The following is an 18,952-nucleotide window of genomic DNA, read 5'->3' as shown; positions in this document are numbered from 1 at the left end:
AAAAGTCTATTTTGAAATATATTTTTCAAACAAATCGACAGTTTTTTCTTTCATCGCATCCGTAACATGAGCGTAAACATCACCAGTCGTTTTTATGCTACTATGACCTAACCGATCTTGTACCTCTTTTAAAGACATACCAGCTTCCAGACAAATTGTCGCATGCGTGTGTCTTAAATCGTGAAATCTTATTTTCGGAACACCAGCAACCTTGATTGCTTTATTAAAATCATGAGTAAGTGAGCGTGGAAATATAGGTTTACCTGTTTGTGTAGAAAAAATTAAATCATGATCTTCATAGCTTTTCCTAAGAACCATTTTTATTTCGTTCTGATTTGTTTTCCATCTCTTAAAATCTCTTATCAATGAATCTCCTATTTTTATAACCCTATTTGACGAGGACGTTTTAGGAGTTGTGAAACGAAACCCATTTTTATCATATACTAATGAACGTTCTACACAAATAGTTTTATTTTCAAAGTCTACATCAGACCATTTTAAAGATAAGATTTCACCACGCCGCAAACCAGTTTTTGTTGCGGTACTCACAATAGTAAATAAACGTAGGTTTGATAATTTGGTCAAATGTAAAAATCTATTCATCTCGTCAAGTGTCCATGTAATATATTCGATCCTTCGTGGTCGTGGTTTTTCTACATCTATTAATGGATTTGTTTGAATAACTTTCCATTTCCTTGCGGTCTCTAGCGCCCCGTAAAAAATCGTGCTGATATATTCGATATACCTTGGTGATAGACCTTCATCTATCAGATCGTTAATGTATTTCTGTAGCATAATCGTGTTAAGGTCTTTGACTCTTATACTCCCTAAAACGGGAATAATGCGATAATTTGCAGCGTTATAATATTCTTTGAAAGTTGTCTCTTTTAACTTTCGCTTCATAATTAATTCAAACCATTTTTCAAATAGTTCTTTTACTGTTATATTTTCCAAATCAGTATTAATTTCTCCACGGTCTTTCTTTTTAATTTCCTCTATTGCTGCCATTACTTTTTGTTGTGCTTCTTTTTTAGAATCAGCCCTCCTAGTCACTTGCCGTCGTTTACCTGTTACAGGATGTAGTGGTGCATCTTCTGTACACTTCCACTTATAGCCTTGTTTATTCTTTGCGGGAACCTTTTGGAAATAAGCCATCTTTTATTACTCCTTTCGATTTAAGAATATATGTTCTATTATAGCTAAAAATAAATTCCCATTAGGGAACAACAGTTCTATTGGATTTTAAAAATAAAAACACATCTTTTTACATGTGTATATCGAACTAGCAAATAATTAAAAAAATTTATTACTAAAGGTTTTTAGATGAATGACCTCCCTAGGGATGCCGTATATTTCGGCCAGCTTGTTGATCGAGAGGCACATATCCTTATATTCATAAATCGCATCATCTGTCATTAGTAATTCAACTGCAAAGGTGTTAGCTTCAACTTCGATTTTTTCTTGTGAAAAAAATGTATGCGCCTTCAGAAATGGAGTATTAATGTCTTGGTGTAAGATGGCGTGTCCCAATTCATGGGCACACACGAAGCGTTGAATGGTCTTCTCCAATTTATTATTAATATGAATAAACTGAATCCGTCTGTAGGAGCTATAGAAGCCAAAGGTACTGCCTAGCTCTGCAAATACAAATTCGATGCTGCGGGCCTTTCCAATTTCAAATGGATCGTTCGTTCCGTATTTATCAATAATTTTTGCGACAATTTCTTTCATTCGAGACATAAATTGCACTCCTATTTACGATATTTTTTAGGGGTGAATTTTTGTTTAGCGATCCGTTTCGCTAAGCGCATAGAGTTTTCAAGAGATGCAATGAGCAATTCACGATCTTCCTCGTCCATATCATCAATGCTTTGACCGTCAAATTGTGAATAACCATCTTTTTTTCCTAAATTACTAATTATCTTTTCTAAATCTTTGGCTATATCACGCTCATCCTTATCGGTTAACTCTGGAAGCTTTAAATTCCAGTCTGATTCTTTTTCTTTGGAACGACCAAGTAAATAGTCTGTTGATACATTAAAAAAATCAGCTATCTTTTGGAGGGTTTCATTGTCAGGTTCTCTTCTGTTGTTCTCGTAGTGAGAATATCTAGCCCTAGAAACTCCAATAGAGTTAGCAATTTCTTCTTGAGTTCTTTTACCTCTTAAAGCTTTTAAACGATTTCCTAACATTCGAACTCCTCCTTTCTAAACTAATGATACAAAAGGTTATACAAGTACTAGTATAGATACTTTATGTATCGTTTTAAACCCATGTTACAAAAAGTTTCAAAAAACTATTGACGATACAATTAGTATCATTTATAATGAAAATACAACAGATACAAAACGTATCGAGAAAACGAGGTGATAACATGAGATGTCGACTTGTTCAAGAAAGAAATACTAGAGGTTGGACTCAAAAACAAGTCGCTGAAATGCTAGGTGTTTCAGAAGTATACATTAGAAAAATAGAAAAAGGACATCGCAATCCTGGTCGTGAAACAATGCTTAAATTCGAAAAATTATATTCCACTAGGGATAGAGTCTTGTTTCCAGAACTTTTTCAGGTATCTATTGATACAAAAAGTATCAAAAAAATCCCCAAAGAGGTGAGCTGATGAATCAGATTCAAAAAATATTCAATAACAAAAAATTAACTGTCATCCAAAAAAATAATGATGTTCTTTTTCTTTTGAAAGATGTTTGCGAGATTCTTGGCCTTGGTCAAGTTGCTGGAGTGAAACGGCGTTTAGATAAGGATGTGATTTCGAATCACCCCCTTGAAACAGCCGGTGGAGTCCAACAAGTAACATTTGTTAACGAAGATGGTCTGTATGATGTCATCTTGGATAGCCGTAAACCAGAAGCAAAAAAATTTCGCAAATGGGTTACATCAGAAGTTCTTCCATCAATAAGAAAGCATGGAGCGTATGCAACTCCTGAAACGATTAAAAACATCATCAGTAATCCAGACTTCGGAATAAAGTTGTTAGAAACCTTGAAAATCGAGCGGAACCAACGTTTAAAAGCTGAACAGGAAAAAGCAGCTGTTATTGAACAACAAAAGTTGGACATGCCATATACATCATTTGGAAAGGTTGTCTCTAATTCAAACGCATCTATTAATGTTGGGTCGTTCGCAAAACTAATGTATGACGAACACGGTATCAAGTTAGGTCGAAATAAAATGTTTGAGTGGTTACGTGATAAAGGTTTTCTAATTAAATCAGGACGTGAAAAGAATAACCCTAAGCAAATATACATCGAACAAGGTTTGTTTGAAACTACAGTAACACTAATAAGCAGATCAAGCGGTGATGTCGAGTCTTTGACTACACTGATCACTGGAAAAGGGCAAATCAAAATAGCTCAAATGTTAATAAATGAATTCGAGGTGAAAGTCTAATGAGTTCCAACGAATTTATTATCAAAAAATGCAACGAGTTCATTGACAATATTTACAACATGACTGAAGACGAAAAAACTAACGCTATGTGGTTCTTGTTAACAACAACTAAACAACATATCGACAAATTACATCAACTACTTGAAGATTCTTCAGTTAGTAATCAGAAACTATTAGATCAAAATCAAAAGCTTTGTGATCTGATTCATCATTATAAGTGTTTCATTAAAGACCTAAATTTAGAAAAACAATATCATTTTTACTCACACCAGAAAGGAGCGATTTAATTGTCCTTCGAAGATGTGATTCGCCAAATAGTCCGTGAAGAAAACGAAAAGCATCTGCAAGATGTCAAAAAGTTACTTGAATCCCATGGTTATAAAGAAACACCACGATTTCTTAAAGTGCCAGAAGCAGCAAAAATTTTACGAATTGGTCGTACAGCAACATATGAACTTTGTCAGCAATCAGAAGTTAATGGATTCCCTTGTATCAGGGATGGGAATAAGATTCGCATTCCTTATACAGCCTTGATGAACTGGATAGATCATCAGACAGAAAAAGTTGTTTAACTGTTTCTTCCTATTAAAAATTTTAATAGATTAATTGACATAAGTCTGTACTTATCTTTGCACATTATGTGCGAACCCTGCACACCTGAGAGGGGGTGAGCAAAGTTGAAGCAACGTAAATCTATGAAATTTGGGGCTGTTTTTAAAAAAATAAGGGTGTTAGCGGGGCTTAGTCAGGAAGAACTCGCAGAAAAGATATACCTTTCTCGTAGCAACGTATCAAGGGTTGAAAACGACAAGTTGATTTTAAGGCTCGACGACGTTATCAGGTGGTTTCAGGTAACGCAAGCTCCTGAGGCGCTGGCCGCATTACTATGCGGTGTAGATGTAAATACTGTCTTGCAAAACATAACTCAAATATTAGGAGGGTTTATATGGTTGAAAATATTTTTCTGAAAGAGGACAAGCATCAATTCAAAAATCAAATGGACTGCTATAAATATTGCATAAAGCGAAGTGAAGAAGCTACATCCGAAGGGAATTATAAAGAAGCGAGCGAATGGCTCGAAAATGCTATCCATTCATTGAAAGAACTGCAACGACTTACTACAAAGAAACAGCAGCAGGACGAAATCAAAAAATTAGCTGAAGGCCTAACAATCGGCGACATCAACATAATTTTCAAAATGGGGTGAGTAAAGATGCGGGTTACACCTGTTAAGTACTGTGGCGAGTGTCATAAAGATTTCCATCATACTGAAGAAGTCTGGTATGCGGCTATAGAAAATAATTGTTTTTGCTCTAGCTGCAAGGAAAAGCTGGACATTAAAGATTGGGAACCAAGAATTGTTTGGAGGAGTGAAAAAGATTACAAACAACGTTTAGATTTAATCGGTTCGAAAGGCACTGTTATGCGATCCTTTACAGTGATCGATGCCCATGAATATGAGTCGGGTGTAGTTTTAAAAGTGTCAGATGTCATAGGTGGAGAATACTGGGTATCTGAAGAAGATGTAAACCTATTTTAGTGAAATGAGGTGAAGAGAATGAAATTTCTATTCTGTGCAAGCCGTTTAATGACAGCAGCAGAGGTGCGAGAAAGGTGTAAAGAAGCTAGAGAAAATCGAGATTTGCTTCTAGCTTTAGAGATTGAGATTAGACATCAGATTTACCTTAAAAACAAAAAAGCAGCGAGCTAGGCGGCAACCTACTCACTGCACTTGATTTGGTACTTACATTATAACACAAAAGACGGGCTAGTGCTCGTCATAGCGGTCATAAAATCCCCCTTAAAGATATGCCATTTGTGGCCGCTATGATGGACATTATCCATTAATACATAAAAAGGAGGTAAGTAAATGGAACAACCTCAGTTAACTGTCAATCTCGAAAAGTCATTCGACAAACTAACGTTCGTGCAGGAACGAGAGCAAGCCGAAAGACTTATCGAAAAAGGTTGGCAGCCCGTTTGGGAGCCAAATGCCAAAGCAGGAGACTTTGAACTACCAAACTACTCAGATTACTTCATTCTTGTTTCGGATACTCTTCAGGGTAAATAGGATCACCTTTTTCTTTAGGCCAGCCAACACTCAAAAATGGTGCGCCAACGATAGGGGTAGACCCTATAAATACCCAACCGTTATCCTGAAAAGTTTTGATTTTCTTTTGCAATTCCTCTTGGCTCCCATAAGCGTTGAAAGCTTGAATTTGGGAATAAGGTAAATCAGTCTTTTCCAATATTTACACCTCCTTCTATAGTCCTATTTCGACAAGAAGTGAGGAAAACCTCCATTGAAAGGTGGTGAATCGTTATGTCTCTGCAAATGCAGGAAGAAATAAAACTAGATCAATATGGCCGAATGCAATACCATCCAGATTTTCATCATAATCATGGGAAACGCTTTACTGTCTCGGAACTGGAGTATCTTTGCAAATACTACGAAGTGGACCATATCCGAACGTTAGCTTTCGCACTAGGGAAAACAGAATACACTTGTGCAGCTAAAATAAATGAACTTAAAAAATCAGGGCAATATGACCACTATAGAAACTTGAATATGTATTGGTGAGGGGGTTTAACAATGTCCTTTGACATCGAGCATCCAATGATCGGTGAGATTAACAGAAACGGTTATCCAGATATGTACCAAGAAAAGTATTGGGGTATCGACTATTTTGGCGAAGAGATCATGGAAGGTGATGACATTGTAGAAATCGACGGTGAAACAATCTTAAGTGAAAATCTTGAAAGGTTTTTATACGAAGAATATGACGCTAAGTTTACAACGGCAGAATAGGAGGATTTTAGATGAGAGAAGTTAAGTTTCGTGTGTTTGATAAGGATACAAAAAGGATGCATGTATGCGGTGAAGATATTCATGATTCCATGACCTTTATAAATAATCAAGCATGCTATTACAATCTTCAAAACGGATGTGGAAGTCTTCCAGAGCATGAAGGAGAAGGCACATATGAATTAATGCAATACACCGGACTCAAAGACAAGAACGGCAAGGAGATTTATGAGGGAGATGTTGTCGAGTTTAAGTCCATGTCAAAAATAGAGAGGCACTGCGTAGAGTATAGCGAATACGGAGAGTGGTGTGTTGGGATGCACCGTCTTCCAATGCGATTCCAAACATGCGAAGTAGTCGGTAACATTTACGAAAATCCTGAACTATTGGAAACAAAATAGACTCCTGCAGCAACAGGAGTCAGCACTTTAAAAAATAATGTTAGTTCGATTATATAGCACTTTGGAAAATGATTCAAGGAGGAGACGGAATGTACATCGATACAAGTCGTGGAATGATTCATGAGCCTGTCAATCCTATTAACAAACCATTATTTAATTTCTTGGAAAAATACCAGCCATCTTTAGATGGAAGCCGATTATACGATGATCTGATCGATGTTTATCTATCACAAGAAATTGATTTGAAGGAGGAAATAGAGTATGAGCCAATTGACCGAGCAGTTTAATTATCAACAGTCCCAACCGCAAGGAAATGTTTTAGCACAATCAACAAGTAGTCGTGAAATGGAAGAAGTAAAAGGAGCTATTTTTATGGCTCGTCAATTTCCAAGGAATGTTTTTCAAGCAGAACAAAGAATTTTGGACTCATGTAAACGTATTTCTTTAGCTGAAACAGCTGTTTATCAATATAAACGAGGCAGTGCCAAGATTTCCGGTCCATCAATCAGATTAGCTGAAGTTGTCGCTCAAAACTGGGGAAATATTGATTCTGGTATCAAGGAATTAGAGCAGCGCGAGGGTGAATCTGATGTCATGGCTTACGCTTGGGATTTGGAAACAAATACACGTCAAACTAAAGTTTTTACAGTGAAACATTCCATGAAGGCCAAAGGAAGTATAAAGAAGCTAACTGATCCACGTGATATATATGAGAAAGTTGCCAATGATGGTGCGCGGAGATTGCGTTCATGTATTCTGTCGGTCATTCCTGGTGACATCGTTGAAAAAGCGATTCAACAATGTGAGGAAACGCTAAGAGGTAATTCTAATGGTCCTTTGAAAGATCGTATATCAAATGCTTTGAACATCTTTAAAGGAGAATATCGTGTTACGCAGGAGATGGTCGAAGAACGATTTGGTTACAACGCTGAATCGTTCTCGGAATACGATTACGTAGAACTGATTAAGATATACAACTCTCTTAAGGATGGGATGAGTAAGGTTGATGACTGGTTTAATAAGGATGCCAAAAAGAAAAGCAGCAGTGGGCTTGCTGACGCCTTCAATGAAGAAAAGAAGACTGGAGATAAAGAAGAGGTGAGGGCAGATGACACCAACCAAGCTGATCCTCAGCAAAGCGAATTACCATTCGATTGAGGCAAACAAGGAGTACATGTCTGTTTCACAGTTTAAGAGCTTCCAAGAATGTGAGGCAAAAACAATAGCGGAGCTGGACGGGTCTTACAAAAGGCCCTCCTCCAATGCTTTGCTTGTTGGAGAATATGTTCATACAGCTTTTGAAGCTGAAGAAGAGTTTAACAAATTTATCGAAGAATATAATGGAGCGATTTTTAAAGCAAGAGGCGGAAAATATGCAGACTTCGAAACTGCTGATCGAATGATTGAAACACTAAAAAATGATCCACTAGCCATGTTTGCATTGGAAGGGGAAAAAGAACAAATTTATGCAGCTAATCTATTCGGTGCTGACTGGAAAATTAAAGTCGATTCTATCAATCATAATCGCAACACTTTTAGTGACATTAAGACGACTCCAGACCTTTACAAGCGTTACTGGTCGGTTAAATATAGCGATTGGGTTTCATTCGCGGAGGCATGGGACTATGTTCTACAGATGGCGTTGTACAGACGAGTGTTGCAGGAGAATTTAGGACAAACATACACGCCCTACATTGTTGCCGTTACAAAAGAAAACCCACCGAATAAGGCTGTTATCCACTTCGAATCTAGTCGCTTTGATTTTGAGTATGAATACATCGAAATGAAAATGGAACGAATATTAGCAGTGAAAAATAAAGAAGCAAATCCGACACGTTGCGAAAAATGTGAGTATTGCAGGATGACGAAGAGATTAACGGACACGATTGAGGTGGGGGCGTTGCTCTATGAATAATTTAACTAACCTTGAAAAGACGGCTTCAGTTTGGACAACGTAAAAGAATTCCTTAATAGGAGGGTAGAAAAGTGACACTTTTGCGCATTGAAAAAGAACCTAATGGGGATATTTGGACACCGGTTCGTTATTACGGATGTGATAGATGCAGCGATGAAATATACGAAGGCTTTCCTCATGTGGTAGCCGGAGAAAACGTTCATTACTGCATGGATTGCTCTTACATTCTTCAATTGGTTACAGAAAAAGAATACTTGGGATGCTCAGGTGTAGGAGTTTGTAATGCTCACGCGTCTGTACGAGATGGAAAAGTTGTTATTTGGGTCGGAAAACGAGCTCCTTGGGAACAGACCAATCAGGATATTAGAAACTCACCACAATATAGCAAGTGGCGAAGAAAGGTATTCGAAAGAGATAAATACACTTGTCAACACTGTGATCAGGTGGGAGGAGAGTTAAATGCTCATCATATTAAACCATTCGCTAAGTATAAAAAACTCAGATTCGAAGTTTCGAATGGATTGACATTATGCGTTGATTGCCATCGAGAAGTTCATAAAAAAAAGAGGTGATATTTGTGTGTGATCCCAAAAATCCAGGTGGATACATCCTAGTATCAAGAAAAATGATAGAGAGTGAAATATGGGAGAAGCCACCAATCTATTTAAAGGTTTGGATGTATCTTCTTTTGAAAGCACAACACAAGCCATACAAGAATTTGAAAAGAGGGCAAGTAATTGTATCAATTCCAGAACTAATTGAGGAGTGCAGCTATAAGGTCGGATATCGAACAGAAAGGCCTAAAAAGTCCCAAATATACAATGTATTGGACTGGTTACGAAGTTCAAATGAAACGTCAAATGAAGGAAACGCGAGAGAACCAATGATAAAAACAACGAAGACAACAAGAGGATTAATCGTAACCATTAGTAATTACAACGTTTATCAGGATTCTAAGAACTACGAACAGAACAAAGAAATGCATAAGGAATCCGAACCGAAGGAAACAAGAACAAAACGACAGCCTGACACCATAAACAAGAATGTAAAGAATTTAAGAGAAGAAGAAGAAGAGAAGATGAACGCATTTTCTTTTTATCAACAAAATTTTGGAATGCCTAGTCCTTATATCGCTCAGTCCATTGGTATGTGGATTGACGACACATCAGAAGAGATCGTGATTGAAGCTATGAAAGAGGGATTAAGAAATAACGCACGCACCTTTAAATACTGTGAATCTATTTTAAAGGATTGGTACAGCAAGAATATCAGGAGACTGTCGGACTTAAAAGTTCAACAGCAATATACCCGGAATCCTAAAGTAACTCCTATCAACAAAAAACAGGATAATCTCGCTCAATTAGACGCGATTTTCAAGAAGATGGGATTAAAGGAGGAAGTACAGTGACTCCAAAACAAGCAATGAGCATCTTAGAACATATTTCGGCAGCTTATTCCCGATTTGAGATAACTGAAAAGAGGGTGGAAGTTTGGCTGGAACATCTAGCTGATATGCCTTACGAAAAGGTGATGAATCGGCTTAATCAGCACATAAAAGAAAAACCTTTTCCGCCAGCGATAGCAGAAATATCTGTTAGTGAAGTGCCTATAAACGACTTTTTGAAGCAACATGAACAATGGCTGCAAGAAGGGGCTGAACGTATTGAAAACGAAAAGCGAACAGGAAAATCTATACCAAAGCCACCTTGGGAACGGTGATCTACTAGAAGCTGAAAGCATGGTTCTTGGTGCTGTTTTGCTAGAGGCAGATATCATTCACGAAATCACCTTAGAACCCGAACACTTTTCTTCATCCAGGAACAAACTGATTTTTAAAGCAATGCGTGAACTGGCTTCAGAAGGAACAGCGATTGATCCATCGATATTGGTTAACAAGCTAAAGAGCGATATTGAAAACATCGGAGGAACTACATACTTAACCGACTTAGCTTTAGCTTGTCCTACAGCAACAAACATTGAGTTTTATCAGAACATCGTATTTGAACAATATAAAAAACGTACCTTGGTAGCTTCTGCAGCAGCTTTTTTAAACAATCAGTCAGAAGAGTCGGCCGACGATTTCTACAAGACATACGTTGAGATGCAAGAAATTGGTATTAAAAGCGAACGAACGAAAAATGATGTTCTTATGGAAATCTATGATGACATGATGGTCGATAAAGGTGAGATGACCGGCATTGACACAGGATTCACGGATTTAAACAACATGACAGGAGGCTTAAACGGCGGAGACTTGATCATCATCGCTGGTCGTCCATCGATGGGGAAAACAGCGTTCGCTCTCAATCTAGTGAAAAGTTGTTGTGAAAACAGTGGAGTGGCAGACATTTTTTCTCTCGAAATGCCGGAAAAACAGCTTACTCAACGCTTGCTAAGCTCAATTGGAAACATTTCAGGAATCAAGTGGAAAAATCCATACAGGATGTTCAGCAAACTAGATAGTGAACGAGCTAGTGAAGCAATAGGAATATACAGTAAATGGCATATAAACATTCATGATTCATCTAAACAAACGATAGCTGATATTCGAGCTAGGGTTCGTAAAACGCAACGAGAGCATAAGAATGAAAAACACATCGTTGTGATTGACTACTTACAGCTGATTACTCAGGTTGGAAAGTTTGAGCGGAATGATCTGGCCATTGGAGATATAACCAAGCAGTTAAAACAGATGGCGAGACAGTTTAACATCCCTGTTATTCTCCTATCACAGTTAAATAGGGGAGTTGAACAAAGACAGGACAAGCGTCCGATGATGTCTGATTTACGGGATTCAGGCAGCATCGAGCAAGATGCGGACTTGATCATGTTCCTCTATCGGGATGATTACTATGACAAGCAATCAGAAAATAGGAACATCGTAGAGGTCAACCTTGCCAAGCATCGTAATGGGCCAGTAGGAACGATACAGTTAGCTTTCGTAAAGGAATATAGTCAATTCCTTGATTTAGAACTAAGACGGGAGGTTGCTCAATGAGTGCGAATGACGTTTTTAACAGAATGAAAACTTATCATCAATTAACCGGGAAAGTCATGACCGGAGGAAGATTTATTCTCGAGATCGTCAATAAATTTGATAAAAATTCAGTGGTTAAGGGACTAATGCTCTTTGATAAATATTTGGATGAACAACGAAAGGACGTGAGCTAATGGCTTTATTAAGGGGATACGTAGAGTTGTCGCAGGAAAGTAAAAAACAAGTGTTGCTGCAGGAGCTTGAAATGAAGGGAGTTTACGAGGCTAGGGACGGTAGGCATTTAGATGATCTAAGTTATTACGAATTGCGGAATGAATTGGTAATGAGAGAAGTGATTGAACAGGGGTGAAAATTTTGAATTACGGTAAACGAGGTATGGCTCTTGAAGAAATGTTGGAGTGGACTAATCAAGCCTACAAGACTATGAATCTAGCACTTGTAGACAAAATACCAACACCATGGAGAGCCTATTACAACAAGAGAAAAGGCATTAGTAGTGCTACACCTATGAAAAAATCGTCTGTAGATTTTGGTGGAACAATCAAGGGTGGACAAGCTATTTATTTCGAAGCAAAGAGTACCAAAAACAAGACCAGCTTTCCTTTGTCAAATATTGAAGAACATCAAATTTATTATCTGTTAGCAGTAGAAAAGCTTGGTGGTATTGGATTTTTCATAATTGAGTTTTCAACACTAAATGAAAGGTACTTAGTACCAACTGGCTTTATTTTAAGACATTGGGAGCATCAAAGATTAGGCGGTCGAAAGTCGATCACGATAAACAGTATTAGAGAAGGGGCGTGGTTGATTCCAACAAGTAATGTACCGGCTGATTATTTAAAAATTGTTAACAGCCATTTATTGAAAAAGGAGGCATAAAACATGGCTAAAATTGTTGATCTAAATAACTTTGCAAATGGTGCGATGGCAGAACGATTTAACACAGAATTACAGAAAGTACTTGAAAACATAGCTGATCCAAACACTGATCCAAAGAAAAAAAGAAAGCTTACTGTAACAGTAACGTTGGAGGGCAATGAGGAAAGAAACCTTGCCGGAACAAGCATTCAAGTTAAGTCGACACTTGCTCCAGCAAAAGATATTGGAACGAACATCATAATGGATTTCGACAACAAAGGGAAAATAACTGGTGCTGAACTGAAATCAGGAATCAAAGGACAGTCTTACATTACAGAAGATGGCGAAGTTGCTGACGATCAAGGAAAAATTATCAGCTTTAAATAAAAACAAACAAATGGGAGGAATTGAAAATGATTAAAGAAGCAATCCAATACATTGTAGGCCTAGGAAATACACGTGTAGAAGAGGTTGGAACTCAAATTTTTTCAACTCAAAAGTTGCACAAGGTGGACGAGTCAACTACTGAAGCTATCGAGGTACACAGCCTTTCAGGACTCGTTGAATACTTACAATCGGAATTTGACGGAAATGAACGTCTGATGATGCATGTTAAAAGTCCAACGAAAGTTAGTTGCTTTAGTTCGTTCAATCGTGATTTAAATAGGAATTTTTTAATAAAAGCTAATGCGATGCTTCCATCGTTCAATTTTGACCGTTGGTACGATTCGGAAGACTTTAATATCAAACTTCAATCTTGCTTTGTAAAGAATGAAGACCGCGACATTATGTTAAAAGTCGTTGGAAATATTAAAGAAGAAGCTGTAAATACAGTTGGAGATGACGGTGTTTCCCAAGCAGTTGTCGCAAAGACAGGAGTAGCAACAGTTGCAAATGTTAGAGTTCCTAATCCTGTTGTGTTAGCTCCTTATCGCACATTTGTTGAAGTCGATCAACCTGAATCAGAATTTATATTCCGTATGCAATCAGGTCCATCATGTGCATTGTTCGAAGCTGACGGTGGAGCATGGAAATTAACAGCAATGCAAAATATTAAAAATTACTTACATGCAGCACTAGAAAAAGAGATTCAGAGTGAAAAGATTGTAATTATTGCCTAATCAAATTTGGGGCTGTATAGCCCCTTTAAAAGAAGGTGAGGAAATGAGCGTTGTTATAGCTGATGATAGGCCGTTGTGGATGCAGAAAGAAGATAGGCATTATACCTGTCGCACTTTTTGCAGACAATACAGGCGTTGCAGTACAAGGGTTGGGTACGATTGTGCGAGATTTGGGGGAGAAGTTATTCCAAGATTGAGGGATTGCTAGATAGGGGAGGCTTTAGGATGCTACAAGGAATCTATCTTGAAATTGATAATAATCCTACAGGGCTAATTCCTGGGGAAAAATATTACCTTTTTCCGAACGGATCTAACTATTATTATGCATCGCGCTTTCCGTCTGAAGGCTCGCACATGGGAATTTTCCAAGCCCGCAGGTTTCGAGTCATCGAAGAGGAAGAATGGCCGCCTGAACCTGCTCTAGTGATTCCTGAGTTGGATAAGGGAAAGGTCTACAAAGCTAGACTAATATGGCGGCAGGAAGGATATAAAAACGTTAAATTGCAAGAGTACTTTATAAGACGAAGTAAGACGCACTGTCATTTCTACAATGATCCAGAATTTAAAAAATACAGAGGTTGTTTTCCTCTCCATTGGTTTGAAAACTTTCGAGAAACAAGTGACCACAGAAAGTGTGATTCCATACATGAAAAGGTTGAAAGTGAACCCCCGAAAATAGAGAAATTTGAGCAATTGACATTGTTTAGTTTTTAGTTAGGAGGAACGGCAATGAGTGATATTTATATAGCAGGCGAAAATATGAACCTGATATTCAGAGGTAAAGAAGTACAAATCGTGAAGCAGCTATTCTTAAAGTCAAATGTTTGGACTATCAGCAATGAATTAAATCGTGATCCAGACGAAGTATCTGTACTGATCATTGATATGGGGAAAAGAGGTTTGTTGAATGTTGGAAAGTGGTATTAAGAACCTATCTACAGAAGGGCTGCTGCTCGTCGTAGAAGATGCAAATGCTAGGTTAGGTTCTCACATCGGCATGAGTGACGAGCCAGTCTCTGCATACATTGAGAAACAAAAAAGAATAATTGGGCTTGTACAGGAAGAGCTTGAGAGGAGGAAACAAAGCAATTAAGGTGAGAATCCTCCTTAGTAGAATTTAGAGTTGTTTTTAACAAATTAAACAATAAACTTTTGAAAACTAGCACTACGCATATAGCCCTTTTTGCTTAAACATTGGTATTTAACTTCGCAGCTTATTAGGGGATCAAGGTAGATATAGTCTTTATCCTCACCGGCGATCAGCTGCTTAGATATTTGATAAAAAGCTCTTCTTTCGTTAGGAGGTACAAATTCCAGAACGCCTTTATAACGATTGTCTAGGCCAAACATCAACCAACCAAACTTTTGTTTTCGAATGGCAGCGATTTTGACAGTCGCATATTGGTAGTTCTTGATTTTTAAAAAGGTATCAATCGGCCGGGCGTCCATTTTATAAGTCTTATATAAATTTTTAGATACTATACCTTCGAGGCCAATCGATTTTACACTTTTAAATAATTCTTGGCCATCTGAGTATGTAGGGCATGTGGAAATGTAAGGCGTGTTTGTGACTATGTTGTCAAGTATTTCTAGGCGATCAATTAATAGCTTGTTAACTAAAGATTCATTATTAAAAAACAAAATATCGAAGGCCGAAAAATGAACAGGTAGCATGCCTTTTAGCTCTTTAATCTTGTCCGATTTAGTTGCTCTGAAACGAGTCATTAGACTGTCAAAGCAAGGTTTATTGTCAGAGTCAAAGGAGACCAATTCTCCATCTAAGATGCAGTTGGAGACAGGTAATTGAATAGATTGTAACTCGGGGTACTTATAAGTAACTTCGTTGCCATGACGAGTGTAAATCCTTATCTGTCCATTGTAATAATGTAACAAAGCTCTATGACCATCCAATTTTATCTGATGGATGTAATTCTCATGGACAGGGATTTTGTATGCGGGTTGTACAAGCATAGGTTTAATGGTTGAAAATATCATGATGAATAACCTCCACTTTCAATTTTAACAGTTTAGTACTTTTCTTAAATGGCAGATTATCGGCAATATAGTTAAAAAAAGGAACGGTTAAAGAAGCTAAGTTATTGGAGGAAGAGGAATGAATGATCAGGAACGGCTGGAAGAGATAAAAGAATTACTTTGTGAAATAAAAGAAAAAATAGAAGAGGGCAAACGAGAAGATGTTGAGACAATCAACGAAAAAATTATAGATTTGTATCTTAATAATCACATTGACTGGCTCACATCCACTGTAGAGCAATTAATAGATCGTGAGCAAGATTTAAAAAATAGGCTAAAAGAAAAAGGCGATAAATTAGCCAAAGTGAAAAGTTGGTTGAAAACTGAAAGGCGCAAGAGAAAAAAAGCTGAATGGCAGGCTATGATTCATGAACGTGCTCATGGTGATGTATATACTAAACTATTCGAGTTACAGGAGTCTTTGAAAGGGGAGTTAAAATGACTGATCAAGAATATTTGAAAAAGATAGACCAAATAGTAGATGATTTGCTGGACAACAGAATAGAATTATCGAACTTTGTCGATGAACATCTTCTGCAAGATGAACGAGTAGAGGAACAGCAGAAGGGAATTGAACAACTTAATAATTTCATTCAATTTCAAAGGGGTGTTCTTGATGAAACTAAAATGGAATTAAAGGGAGCAAAGGAAGATTACAGCAGGCTCCTTAAGACAGCAGAAGAAATAACCGAACAACATCGGCAGGAAATTGAAAAATTGAAGAAAGACCTACAACTACAAAAAGAAGCCATCGCAGGTTGGGCAAAACAGTATCAACATTCTCAGGAGAAATTTGACGTGATCAGAGGACTGATTAACGATACTGAACTTGGATTAGGTGATGATTGCACCATAGATTGTGAAGAGGCAATTGAGCAAATACAAAAGGTGTTGGAGGTAGAGGGAAAAGGTAGCGTCTACCATCAACCACCATCTACGTGAGTGGCAGACACTTACCATGCAGCATCACATTTCTTTTCCGATGCTGGAAATTGACTTTTCAAGAGACTCTTTAATTCGGTAAGGCCAAGCCATAATAGGGACCATCTCATCGCGAACGTCTTCGATTGAGAAATCCGACTTCTGGAGCACTTTCTTTAATTCAGTTAAATGCTCTTGGAGTCTGTCTATCTTGTAATTAATGTCTTCAAGTTCACTTTTATGCAAACGGCGTTTGATTTTCACCAAAATCCCCTCCTTGACGCTAATATAAGCTGATTTCAAAAGGAAGGGAAGAGTTATGAGAATTTCAGAATTTGCGAGAAATAAAAAACCGCCCTCTCGGACGGCTATGATTAAACTGGATACTTAATTATACCACATCCGGGAGGGGATACTCTATGAGATTGCAACCATTGGAAATAGATTCACAAAATGGTAAAATAGATATAGATACAACTAAATTTAACAGGCCCTTTGTCGTGGTGGTGTCAGAAGGAAAAGCCCGTTTAACAGAGTTGCCTACTCATGGAGAAACAAGGGTAGTGACGCATCAAGGGAAAGTAAAAAGGGTGAAGTTCGATGAAGGGGAAGATTTTTAGTGGAGGGAAAATTTTGTCGGTTTCTGCAGTTTATAAAACAAAAATTGTTTGACTTATTTAGTTGGATAAAATGGAAAAAGAAGATATTACTCTACTTATTAAAATGGGCTATTGTACTTGGATTTATATTAATAATTTTTTGGCTTATTGCCCTGTATGATGCCACTACTGATATAGCCATTGCTTTATCAGCATCAGTTATAATTATCATTTTGACTACTGACTTACTGAACCTCATGTGGAATATAAATTGTTATTTCGAAAATAAACGTTTATCAAAACCTTCAAGTAGTATTCAGAACATAAATCTATATAGGTGGTCTGCAGGTGTGGGGATAGATGAAAGGTTTTTTTATCAGATACTTGCAGAAACTAATTTAGACGATCCAATTAAGAATCTTAATTCAATAAAAAAGAAGATTAAAAAGGCTTGTTCAGGTAATATTAGTAACCTTAAGTTGCTTAGAATATATATTGAAAGAAACATATCTAACAATATATTTGAAAAGTTTAATAAAGTAAGTATAGGAATACTTATTCCTGTTTTTACATCTACACTAAATAAAGCAACGTCCTCAAAGACATTTATAAGTACTATAAAAAATATAATTAATGGTTCTGAAGGAGGAGTTACATCATCTCACATAACAACTACGATTAATTATACTACTAATTTTTTTATCATGTTCATTTTCCTTGCGTTTTTATGGAATGTGTTTACTAGGAATAAACGATTGCTAAAACTCATTAATGAAATAATTGAAATATCAATAACAGAAATAGAAGCTAAGAAAAATAGGAGTAGTAGTAAAAATAGTGTATAAATGTTCTACCAGCCCACTGGAGGACACAGATTGAGAGCAAAATGCTCTTGGTTTGTGTCCTTTTTTATTTGCCACAGAAAGGAGTGATCATGTGAATACATCAAAGAAGCTGGAGCAATCAAAGAAGGCTAACAGGAAGCAGCAGGAACGCCGCAGGGAGGTTCTATCGGAATCTGAGATCAAAGACCTCATGGGGATGAATATGCCGATATATCGAAGGCGCAGGGGAGCATTTCGACAAAAAAATTAAGGAGGGGATAAGACGTGGATATTTCGCAATTGATCAAGGATTATAACTGGATGAAAAAAGAGATTGCAAGATTACAAAGGATTATATACGGATCAACAATTCCAATGATTAAATGGGGAGTTGCTCAATATGGAATTGAAGCTGTAATGCCAAAGGGGAGTCCTGGGAAAAGTGCTGCTGAATTAAATGCTATGGATTTGAGGGAGAAACGTCAGATTGAACGATTAGAGACGTACCAAAGGTATGTATATGCGCTAGAATCAGCTGTAGATATATTCAAAGATGAAAGGCAAAAGATCATTTACGACTGCTTGCTAGACGAAATGACATACAGACAGATAGCGGTACACCTTAATGTATCAAAGGACTTTGTCCAAAGACAAAAAATGGATATCGTGCGACAAATGAGACAAAGTAGACAAATTACAGCTATTTTGCAAAAGGAAAAAAATTGCGGGTAAAATGGGAGGGAGGTCGGCGCGGTTAAGTTGCTTGGCCAAAAATTAAATTACGCTTATTTATCCACCTTACGGTGTTTTGTCGTACTAAAGCCACCATATAGTAAGGGGAAGGTAATAGTGTCATCCTTGTGATGACTTTTGACTACTCTACTAATAACGAATCCTTTTGTTACATACATCCGTATTTCAGAACAAGGGGATGATATTTATGTGGGAGAAAACCAAAAAAGTTTTCAATTTATTTTTTAGGGTGTGCCCAGCAATTATTATAATTGCTTACACCTTTATTGTATTTCTTTTATTTATTGATAATAAGTTAATAACAAATACTACAC

Annotated in this window: 38 protein-coding genes; 32 read left to right on the top strand and 6 right to left on the bottom strand. The window is 37.2% G+C overall.

The window, feature by feature from the left end; all coding sequences use genetic code 11:
• Positions 1 to 6: 6 nt before the first annotated feature.
• The 3 genes from J2S08_RS09385 to J2S08_RS09375 all read right to left on the bottom strand — a co-directional run bounded on the left by J2S08_RS09385 (position 7) and on the right by J2S08_RS09375 (position 2,192).
• On the bottom strand, positions 7 to 1,155 hold the full coding sequence (locus J2S08_RS09385) for a tyrosine-type recombinase/integrase (protein ID WP_307228879.1): 1,149 nt from the start codon (positions 1,153 to 1,155) through the stop codon (positions 7 to 9).
• Positions 1,156 to 1,293: 138 nt separating this feature from the next.
• Complete coding sequence (locus J2S08_RS09380) at positions 1,294 to 1,740, bottom strand: ImmA/IrrE family metallo-endopeptidase (RefSeq protein WP_307228878.1); 447 nt, start codon at positions 1,738 to 1,740, stop codon at positions 1,294 to 1,296.
• Positions 1,741 to 1,751: 11 nt separating this feature from the next.
• Positions 1,752 to 2,192 carry a helix-turn-helix domain-containing protein gene (locus J2S08_RS09375; RefSeq protein WP_307228876.1) on the bottom strand — a complete coding sequence of 147 codons (441 nt, stop codon included), beginning with the start codon at positions 2,190 to 2,192 and terminating at the stop codon, positions 1,752 to 1,754.
• 182 nt (positions 2,193 to 2,374) lie between these two features.
• Here J2S08_RS09375 and J2S08_RS09370 point away from each other — a divergent pair, with 182 nt between their 5' ends.
• The 8 genes from J2S08_RS09370 (at position 2,375) to J2S08_RS09335 (ending at position 5,479) form a co-directional block, all read left to right on the top strand.
• Positions 2,375 to 2,620, top strand: coding sequence for a helix-turn-helix transcriptional regulator (locus J2S08_RS09370; RefSeq protein ID WP_307228874.1), 246 nt, complete (start codon positions 2,375 to 2,377; stop codon positions 2,618 to 2,620).
• A complete protein-coding gene (locus tag J2S08_RS09365; RefSeq protein WP_307228872.1) occupies positions 2,620 to 3,408 on the top strand; it encodes a phage antirepressor in 789 nt (262 codons plus the stop codon). The genes J2S08_RS09370 and J2S08_RS09365 overlap by 1 nt, the downstream gene beginning before the upstream one ends.
• Positions 3,409 to 3,695: 287 nt before the next feature.
• Positions 3,696 to 3,980 (top strand): helix-turn-helix domain-containing protein, encoded by a 285-nt coding sequence (locus J2S08_RS09360; protein WP_307228870.1) that lies wholly within the window; start codon positions 3,696 to 3,698, stop codon positions 3,978 to 3,980.
• 105 nt (positions 3,981 to 4,085) lie between these two features.
• Complete coding sequence (locus tag J2S08_RS09355; RefSeq protein ID WP_307228868.1) at positions 4,086 to 4,376, top strand: helix-turn-helix domain-containing protein; 291 nt, start codon at positions 4,086 to 4,088, stop codon at positions 4,374 to 4,376.
• On the top strand, positions 4,355 to 4,615 hold the full coding sequence (locus tag J2S08_RS09350; protein WP_307228866.1) for a hypothetical protein: 261 nt from the start codon (positions 4,355 to 4,357) through the stop codon (positions 4,613 to 4,615). Before J2S08_RS09355 ends, J2S08_RS09350 begins: the two co-directional genes overlap by 22 nt.
• Before the next feature lie 6 nt (positions 4,616 to 4,621).
• On the top strand, positions 4,622 to 4,948 hold the full coding sequence (locus tag J2S08_RS09345; protein ID WP_307228864.1) for a hypothetical protein: 327 nt from the start codon (positions 4,622 to 4,624) through the stop codon (positions 4,946 to 4,948).
• An 18-nt stretch (positions 4,949 to 4,966) separates the two neighbouring features.
• The gene (locus J2S08_RS09340; RefSeq protein WP_307228862.1) at positions 4,967 to 5,119 is read left to right on the top strand and encodes a hypothetical protein; all 153 of its coding nucleotides are present in this window, start codon (positions 4,967 to 4,969) and stop codon (positions 5,117 to 5,119) included.
• 159 nt (positions 5,120 to 5,278) lie between these two features.
• Positions 5,279 to 5,479, top strand: a complete 201-nt coding sequence (locus tag J2S08_RS09335) for a hypothetical protein (RefSeq protein WP_307228860.1) — start codon at positions 5,279 to 5,281, stop codon at positions 5,477 to 5,479.
• Here J2S08_RS09335 and J2S08_RS09330 read toward each other — a convergent pair.
• On the bottom strand, positions 5,445 to 5,657 hold the full coding sequence (locus J2S08_RS09330; RefSeq protein WP_307228858.1) for a hypothetical protein: 213 nt from the start codon (positions 5,655 to 5,657) through the stop codon (positions 5,445 to 5,447). The two genes, J2S08_RS09335 and J2S08_RS09330, sit on opposite strands and share 35 nt — an antisense overlap.
• Before the next feature lie 74 nt (positions 5,658 to 5,731).
• On the opposite strand from J2S08_RS09330, the gene J2S08_RS09325 reads away from it, so the two are divergent.
• The 18 genes from J2S08_RS09325 (at position 5,732) to J2S08_RS09240 (ending at position 14,600) form a co-directional block, all read left to right on the top strand.
• Positions 5,732 to 5,989, top strand: coding sequence for a DNA-entry nuclease (locus J2S08_RS09325; protein WP_307228856.1), 258 nt, complete (start codon positions 5,732 to 5,734; stop codon positions 5,987 to 5,989).
• Positions 5,990 to 6,001: 12 nt separating this feature from the next.
• A complete protein-coding gene (locus J2S08_RS09320) occupies positions 6,002 to 6,217 on the top strand; it encodes a YqaI family protein (RefSeq protein ID WP_307228854.1) in 216 nt (71 codons plus the stop codon).
• Positions 6,218 to 6,228: 11 nt separating this feature from the next.
• Positions 6,229 to 6,615: a YopX family protein gene (locus tag J2S08_RS09315; RefSeq protein WP_307228852.1), complete on the top strand. Its 387-nt coding sequence runs from the start codon at positions 6,229 to 6,231 to the stop codon at positions 6,613 to 6,615.
• A gap of 89 nt (positions 6,616 to 6,704) precedes the next feature.
• A complete protein-coding gene (locus J2S08_RS09310; protein ID WP_307228850.1) occupies positions 6,705 to 6,902 on the top strand; it encodes a hypothetical protein in 198 nt (65 codons plus the stop codon).
• Positions 6,877 to 7,773, top strand: coding sequence for a hypothetical protein (locus tag J2S08_RS09305; RefSeq protein ID WP_307228848.1), 897 nt, complete (start codon positions 6,877 to 6,879; stop codon positions 7,771 to 7,773). The genes J2S08_RS09310 and J2S08_RS09305 overlap by 26 nt, the downstream gene beginning before the upstream one ends.
• A complete protein-coding gene (locus J2S08_RS09300) occupies positions 7,724 to 8,530 on the top strand; it encodes a PD-(D/E)XK nuclease-like domain-containing protein (RefSeq protein WP_307228846.1) in 807 nt (268 codons plus the stop codon). Before J2S08_RS09305 ends, J2S08_RS09300 begins: the two co-directional genes overlap by 50 nt.
• A gap of 71 nt (positions 8,531 to 8,601) precedes the next feature.
• Positions 8,602 to 9,102 carry an HNH endonuclease gene (locus J2S08_RS09295; RefSeq protein WP_307228845.1) on the top strand — a complete coding sequence of 167 codons (501 nt, stop codon included), beginning with the start codon at positions 8,602 to 8,604 and terminating at the stop codon, positions 9,100 to 9,102.
• 116 nt (positions 9,103 to 9,218) lie between these two features.
• Complete coding sequence (locus J2S08_RS09290) at positions 9,219 to 9,938, top strand: DnaD domain-containing protein (protein ID WP_307228843.1); 720 nt, start codon at positions 9,219 to 9,221, stop codon at positions 9,936 to 9,938.
• Positions 9,935 to 10,249 carry a replicative helicase loader/inhibitor gene (locus tag J2S08_RS09285; RefSeq protein WP_307228842.1) on the top strand — a complete coding sequence of 105 codons (315 nt, stop codon included), beginning with the start codon at positions 9,935 to 9,937 and terminating at the stop codon, positions 10,247 to 10,249. Before J2S08_RS09290 ends, J2S08_RS09285 begins: the two co-directional genes overlap by 4 nt.
• A complete protein-coding gene (dnaB, locus tag J2S08_RS09280) occupies positions 10,194 to 11,528 on the top strand; it encodes a replicative DNA helicase (RefSeq protein WP_307228840.1) in 1,335 nt (444 codons plus the stop codon). The genes J2S08_RS09285 and dnaB overlap by 56 nt, the downstream gene beginning before the upstream one ends.
• On the top strand, positions 11,525 to 11,701 hold the full coding sequence (locus tag J2S08_RS09275) for a hypothetical protein (RefSeq protein ID WP_307228838.1): 177 nt from the start codon (positions 11,525 to 11,527) through the stop codon (positions 11,699 to 11,701). The genes dnaB and J2S08_RS09275 overlap by 4 nt, the downstream gene beginning before the upstream one ends.
• Positions 11,701 to 11,877, top strand: a complete 177-nt coding sequence (fbpA, locus tag J2S08_RS09270; protein WP_307228836.1) for a Fur-regulated basic protein FbpA — start codon at positions 11,701 to 11,703, stop codon at positions 11,875 to 11,877. Before J2S08_RS09275 ends, fbpA begins: the two co-directional genes overlap by 1 nt.
• A gap of 5 nt (positions 11,878 to 11,882) precedes the next feature.
• A complete protein-coding gene (locus J2S08_RS09265) occupies positions 11,883 to 12,407 on the top strand; it encodes a Holliday junction resolvase RecU (protein ID WP_307228834.1) in 525 nt (174 codons plus the stop codon).
• A 3-nt stretch (positions 12,408 to 12,410) separates the two neighbouring features.
• A complete protein-coding gene (locus J2S08_RS09260) occupies positions 12,411 to 12,773 on the top strand; it encodes a replication terminator protein (RefSeq protein WP_307228832.1) in 363 nt (120 codons plus the stop codon).
• A gap of 26 nt (positions 12,774 to 12,799) precedes the next feature.
• The gene (locus J2S08_RS09255; RefSeq protein ID WP_307228830.1) at positions 12,800 to 13,507 is read left to right on the top strand and encodes a hypothetical protein; all 708 of its coding nucleotides are present in this window, start codon (positions 12,800 to 12,802) and stop codon (positions 13,505 to 13,507) included.
• Between the two features lie 225 nt (positions 13,508 to 13,732).
• Positions 13,733 to 14,221 (top strand): hypothetical protein, encoded by a 489-nt coding sequence (locus J2S08_RS09250; protein WP_307228828.1) that lies wholly within the window; start codon positions 13,733 to 13,735, stop codon positions 14,219 to 14,221.
• A 15-nt stretch (positions 14,222 to 14,236) separates the two neighbouring features.
• Positions 14,237 to 14,434 (top strand): hypothetical protein, encoded by a 198-nt coding sequence (locus tag J2S08_RS09245; RefSeq protein ID WP_307228826.1) that lies wholly within the window; start codon positions 14,237 to 14,239, stop codon positions 14,432 to 14,434.
• The gene (locus J2S08_RS09240; protein ID WP_307228824.1) at positions 14,415 to 14,600 is read left to right on the top strand and encodes a hypothetical protein; all 186 of its coding nucleotides are present in this window, start codon (positions 14,415 to 14,417) and stop codon (positions 14,598 to 14,600) included. Before J2S08_RS09245 ends, J2S08_RS09240 begins: the two co-directional genes overlap by 20 nt.
• Positions 14,601 to 14,644: 44 nt before the next feature.
• Here the strand turns inward: J2S08_RS09240 and J2S08_RS09235 are convergent, their stop codons facing one another.
• On the bottom strand, positions 14,645 to 15,502 hold the full coding sequence (locus tag J2S08_RS09235; protein ID WP_307228821.1) for an ATP-dependent DNA ligase: 858 nt from the start codon (positions 15,500 to 15,502) through the stop codon (positions 14,645 to 14,647).
• Positions 15,503 to 15,620: 118 nt separating this feature from the next.
• Here J2S08_RS09235 and J2S08_RS09230 point away from each other — a divergent pair, with 118 nt between their 5' ends.
• Both J2S08_RS09230 and J2S08_RS09225 read left to right on the top strand, forming a co-directional pair.
• Positions 15,621 to 15,983, top strand: coding sequence for a hypothetical protein (locus J2S08_RS09230; RefSeq protein WP_307228819.1), 363 nt, complete (start codon positions 15,621 to 15,623; stop codon positions 15,981 to 15,983).
• The gene (locus J2S08_RS09225; protein WP_307228817.1) at positions 15,980 to 16,483 is read left to right on the top strand and encodes a hypothetical protein; all 504 of its coding nucleotides are present in this window, start codon (positions 15,980 to 15,982) and stop codon (positions 16,481 to 16,483) included. Before J2S08_RS09230 ends, J2S08_RS09225 begins: the two co-directional genes overlap by 4 nt.
• Positions 16,484 to 16,507: 24 nt before the next feature.
• Here J2S08_RS09225 and J2S08_RS09220 read toward each other — a convergent pair whose 3' ends face one another.
• The gene (locus J2S08_RS09220; protein WP_307228815.1) at positions 16,508 to 16,726 is read right to left on the bottom strand and encodes a hypothetical protein; all 219 of its coding nucleotides are present in this window, start codon (positions 16,724 to 16,726) and stop codon (positions 16,508 to 16,510) included.
• A gap of 155 nt (positions 16,727 to 16,881) precedes the next feature.
• On the opposite strand from J2S08_RS09220, the gene J2S08_RS09215 reads away from it, so the two are divergent.
• The 4 genes from J2S08_RS09215 (at position 16,882) to J2S08_RS09200 (ending at position 18,617) form a co-directional block, all read left to right on the top strand.
• Entirely contained in the window at positions 16,882 to 17,082 is a 201-nt protein-coding gene (locus J2S08_RS09215; RefSeq protein ID WP_307228813.1) for an XtrA/YqaO family protein, read from the top strand.
• A complete protein-coding gene (locus tag J2S08_RS09210; protein WP_307228811.1) occupies positions 17,082 to 17,906 on the top strand; it encodes a hypothetical protein in 825 nt (274 codons plus the stop codon). Before J2S08_RS09215 ends, J2S08_RS09210 begins: the two co-directional genes overlap by 1 nt.
• 91 nt (positions 17,907 to 17,997) lie before the next feature.
• Positions 17,998 to 18,156 (top strand): hypothetical protein, encoded by a 159-nt coding sequence (locus J2S08_RS09205; RefSeq protein WP_307228807.1) that lies wholly within the window; start codon positions 17,998 to 18,000, stop codon positions 18,154 to 18,156.
• Between the two features lie 14 nt (positions 18,157 to 18,170).
• Entirely contained in the window at positions 18,171 to 18,617 is a 447-nt protein-coding gene (locus J2S08_RS09200) for a sigma-70 RNA polymerase sigma factor region 4 domain-containing protein (RefSeq protein ID WP_307228805.1), read from the top strand.
• The last annotated feature ends 335 nt before the right edge of the window (positions 18,618 to 18,952 follow it).

This window comes from Bacillus chungangensis, assembly GCF_030812995.1.
GTDB classification, from domain to species: Bacteria; Bacillota; Bacilli; order Bacillales; family Bacillaceae_C; genus Bacillus_CF; species Bacillus_CF chungangensis.
This window is presented reverse-complemented; position numbering and strand designations above follow the sequence as displayed.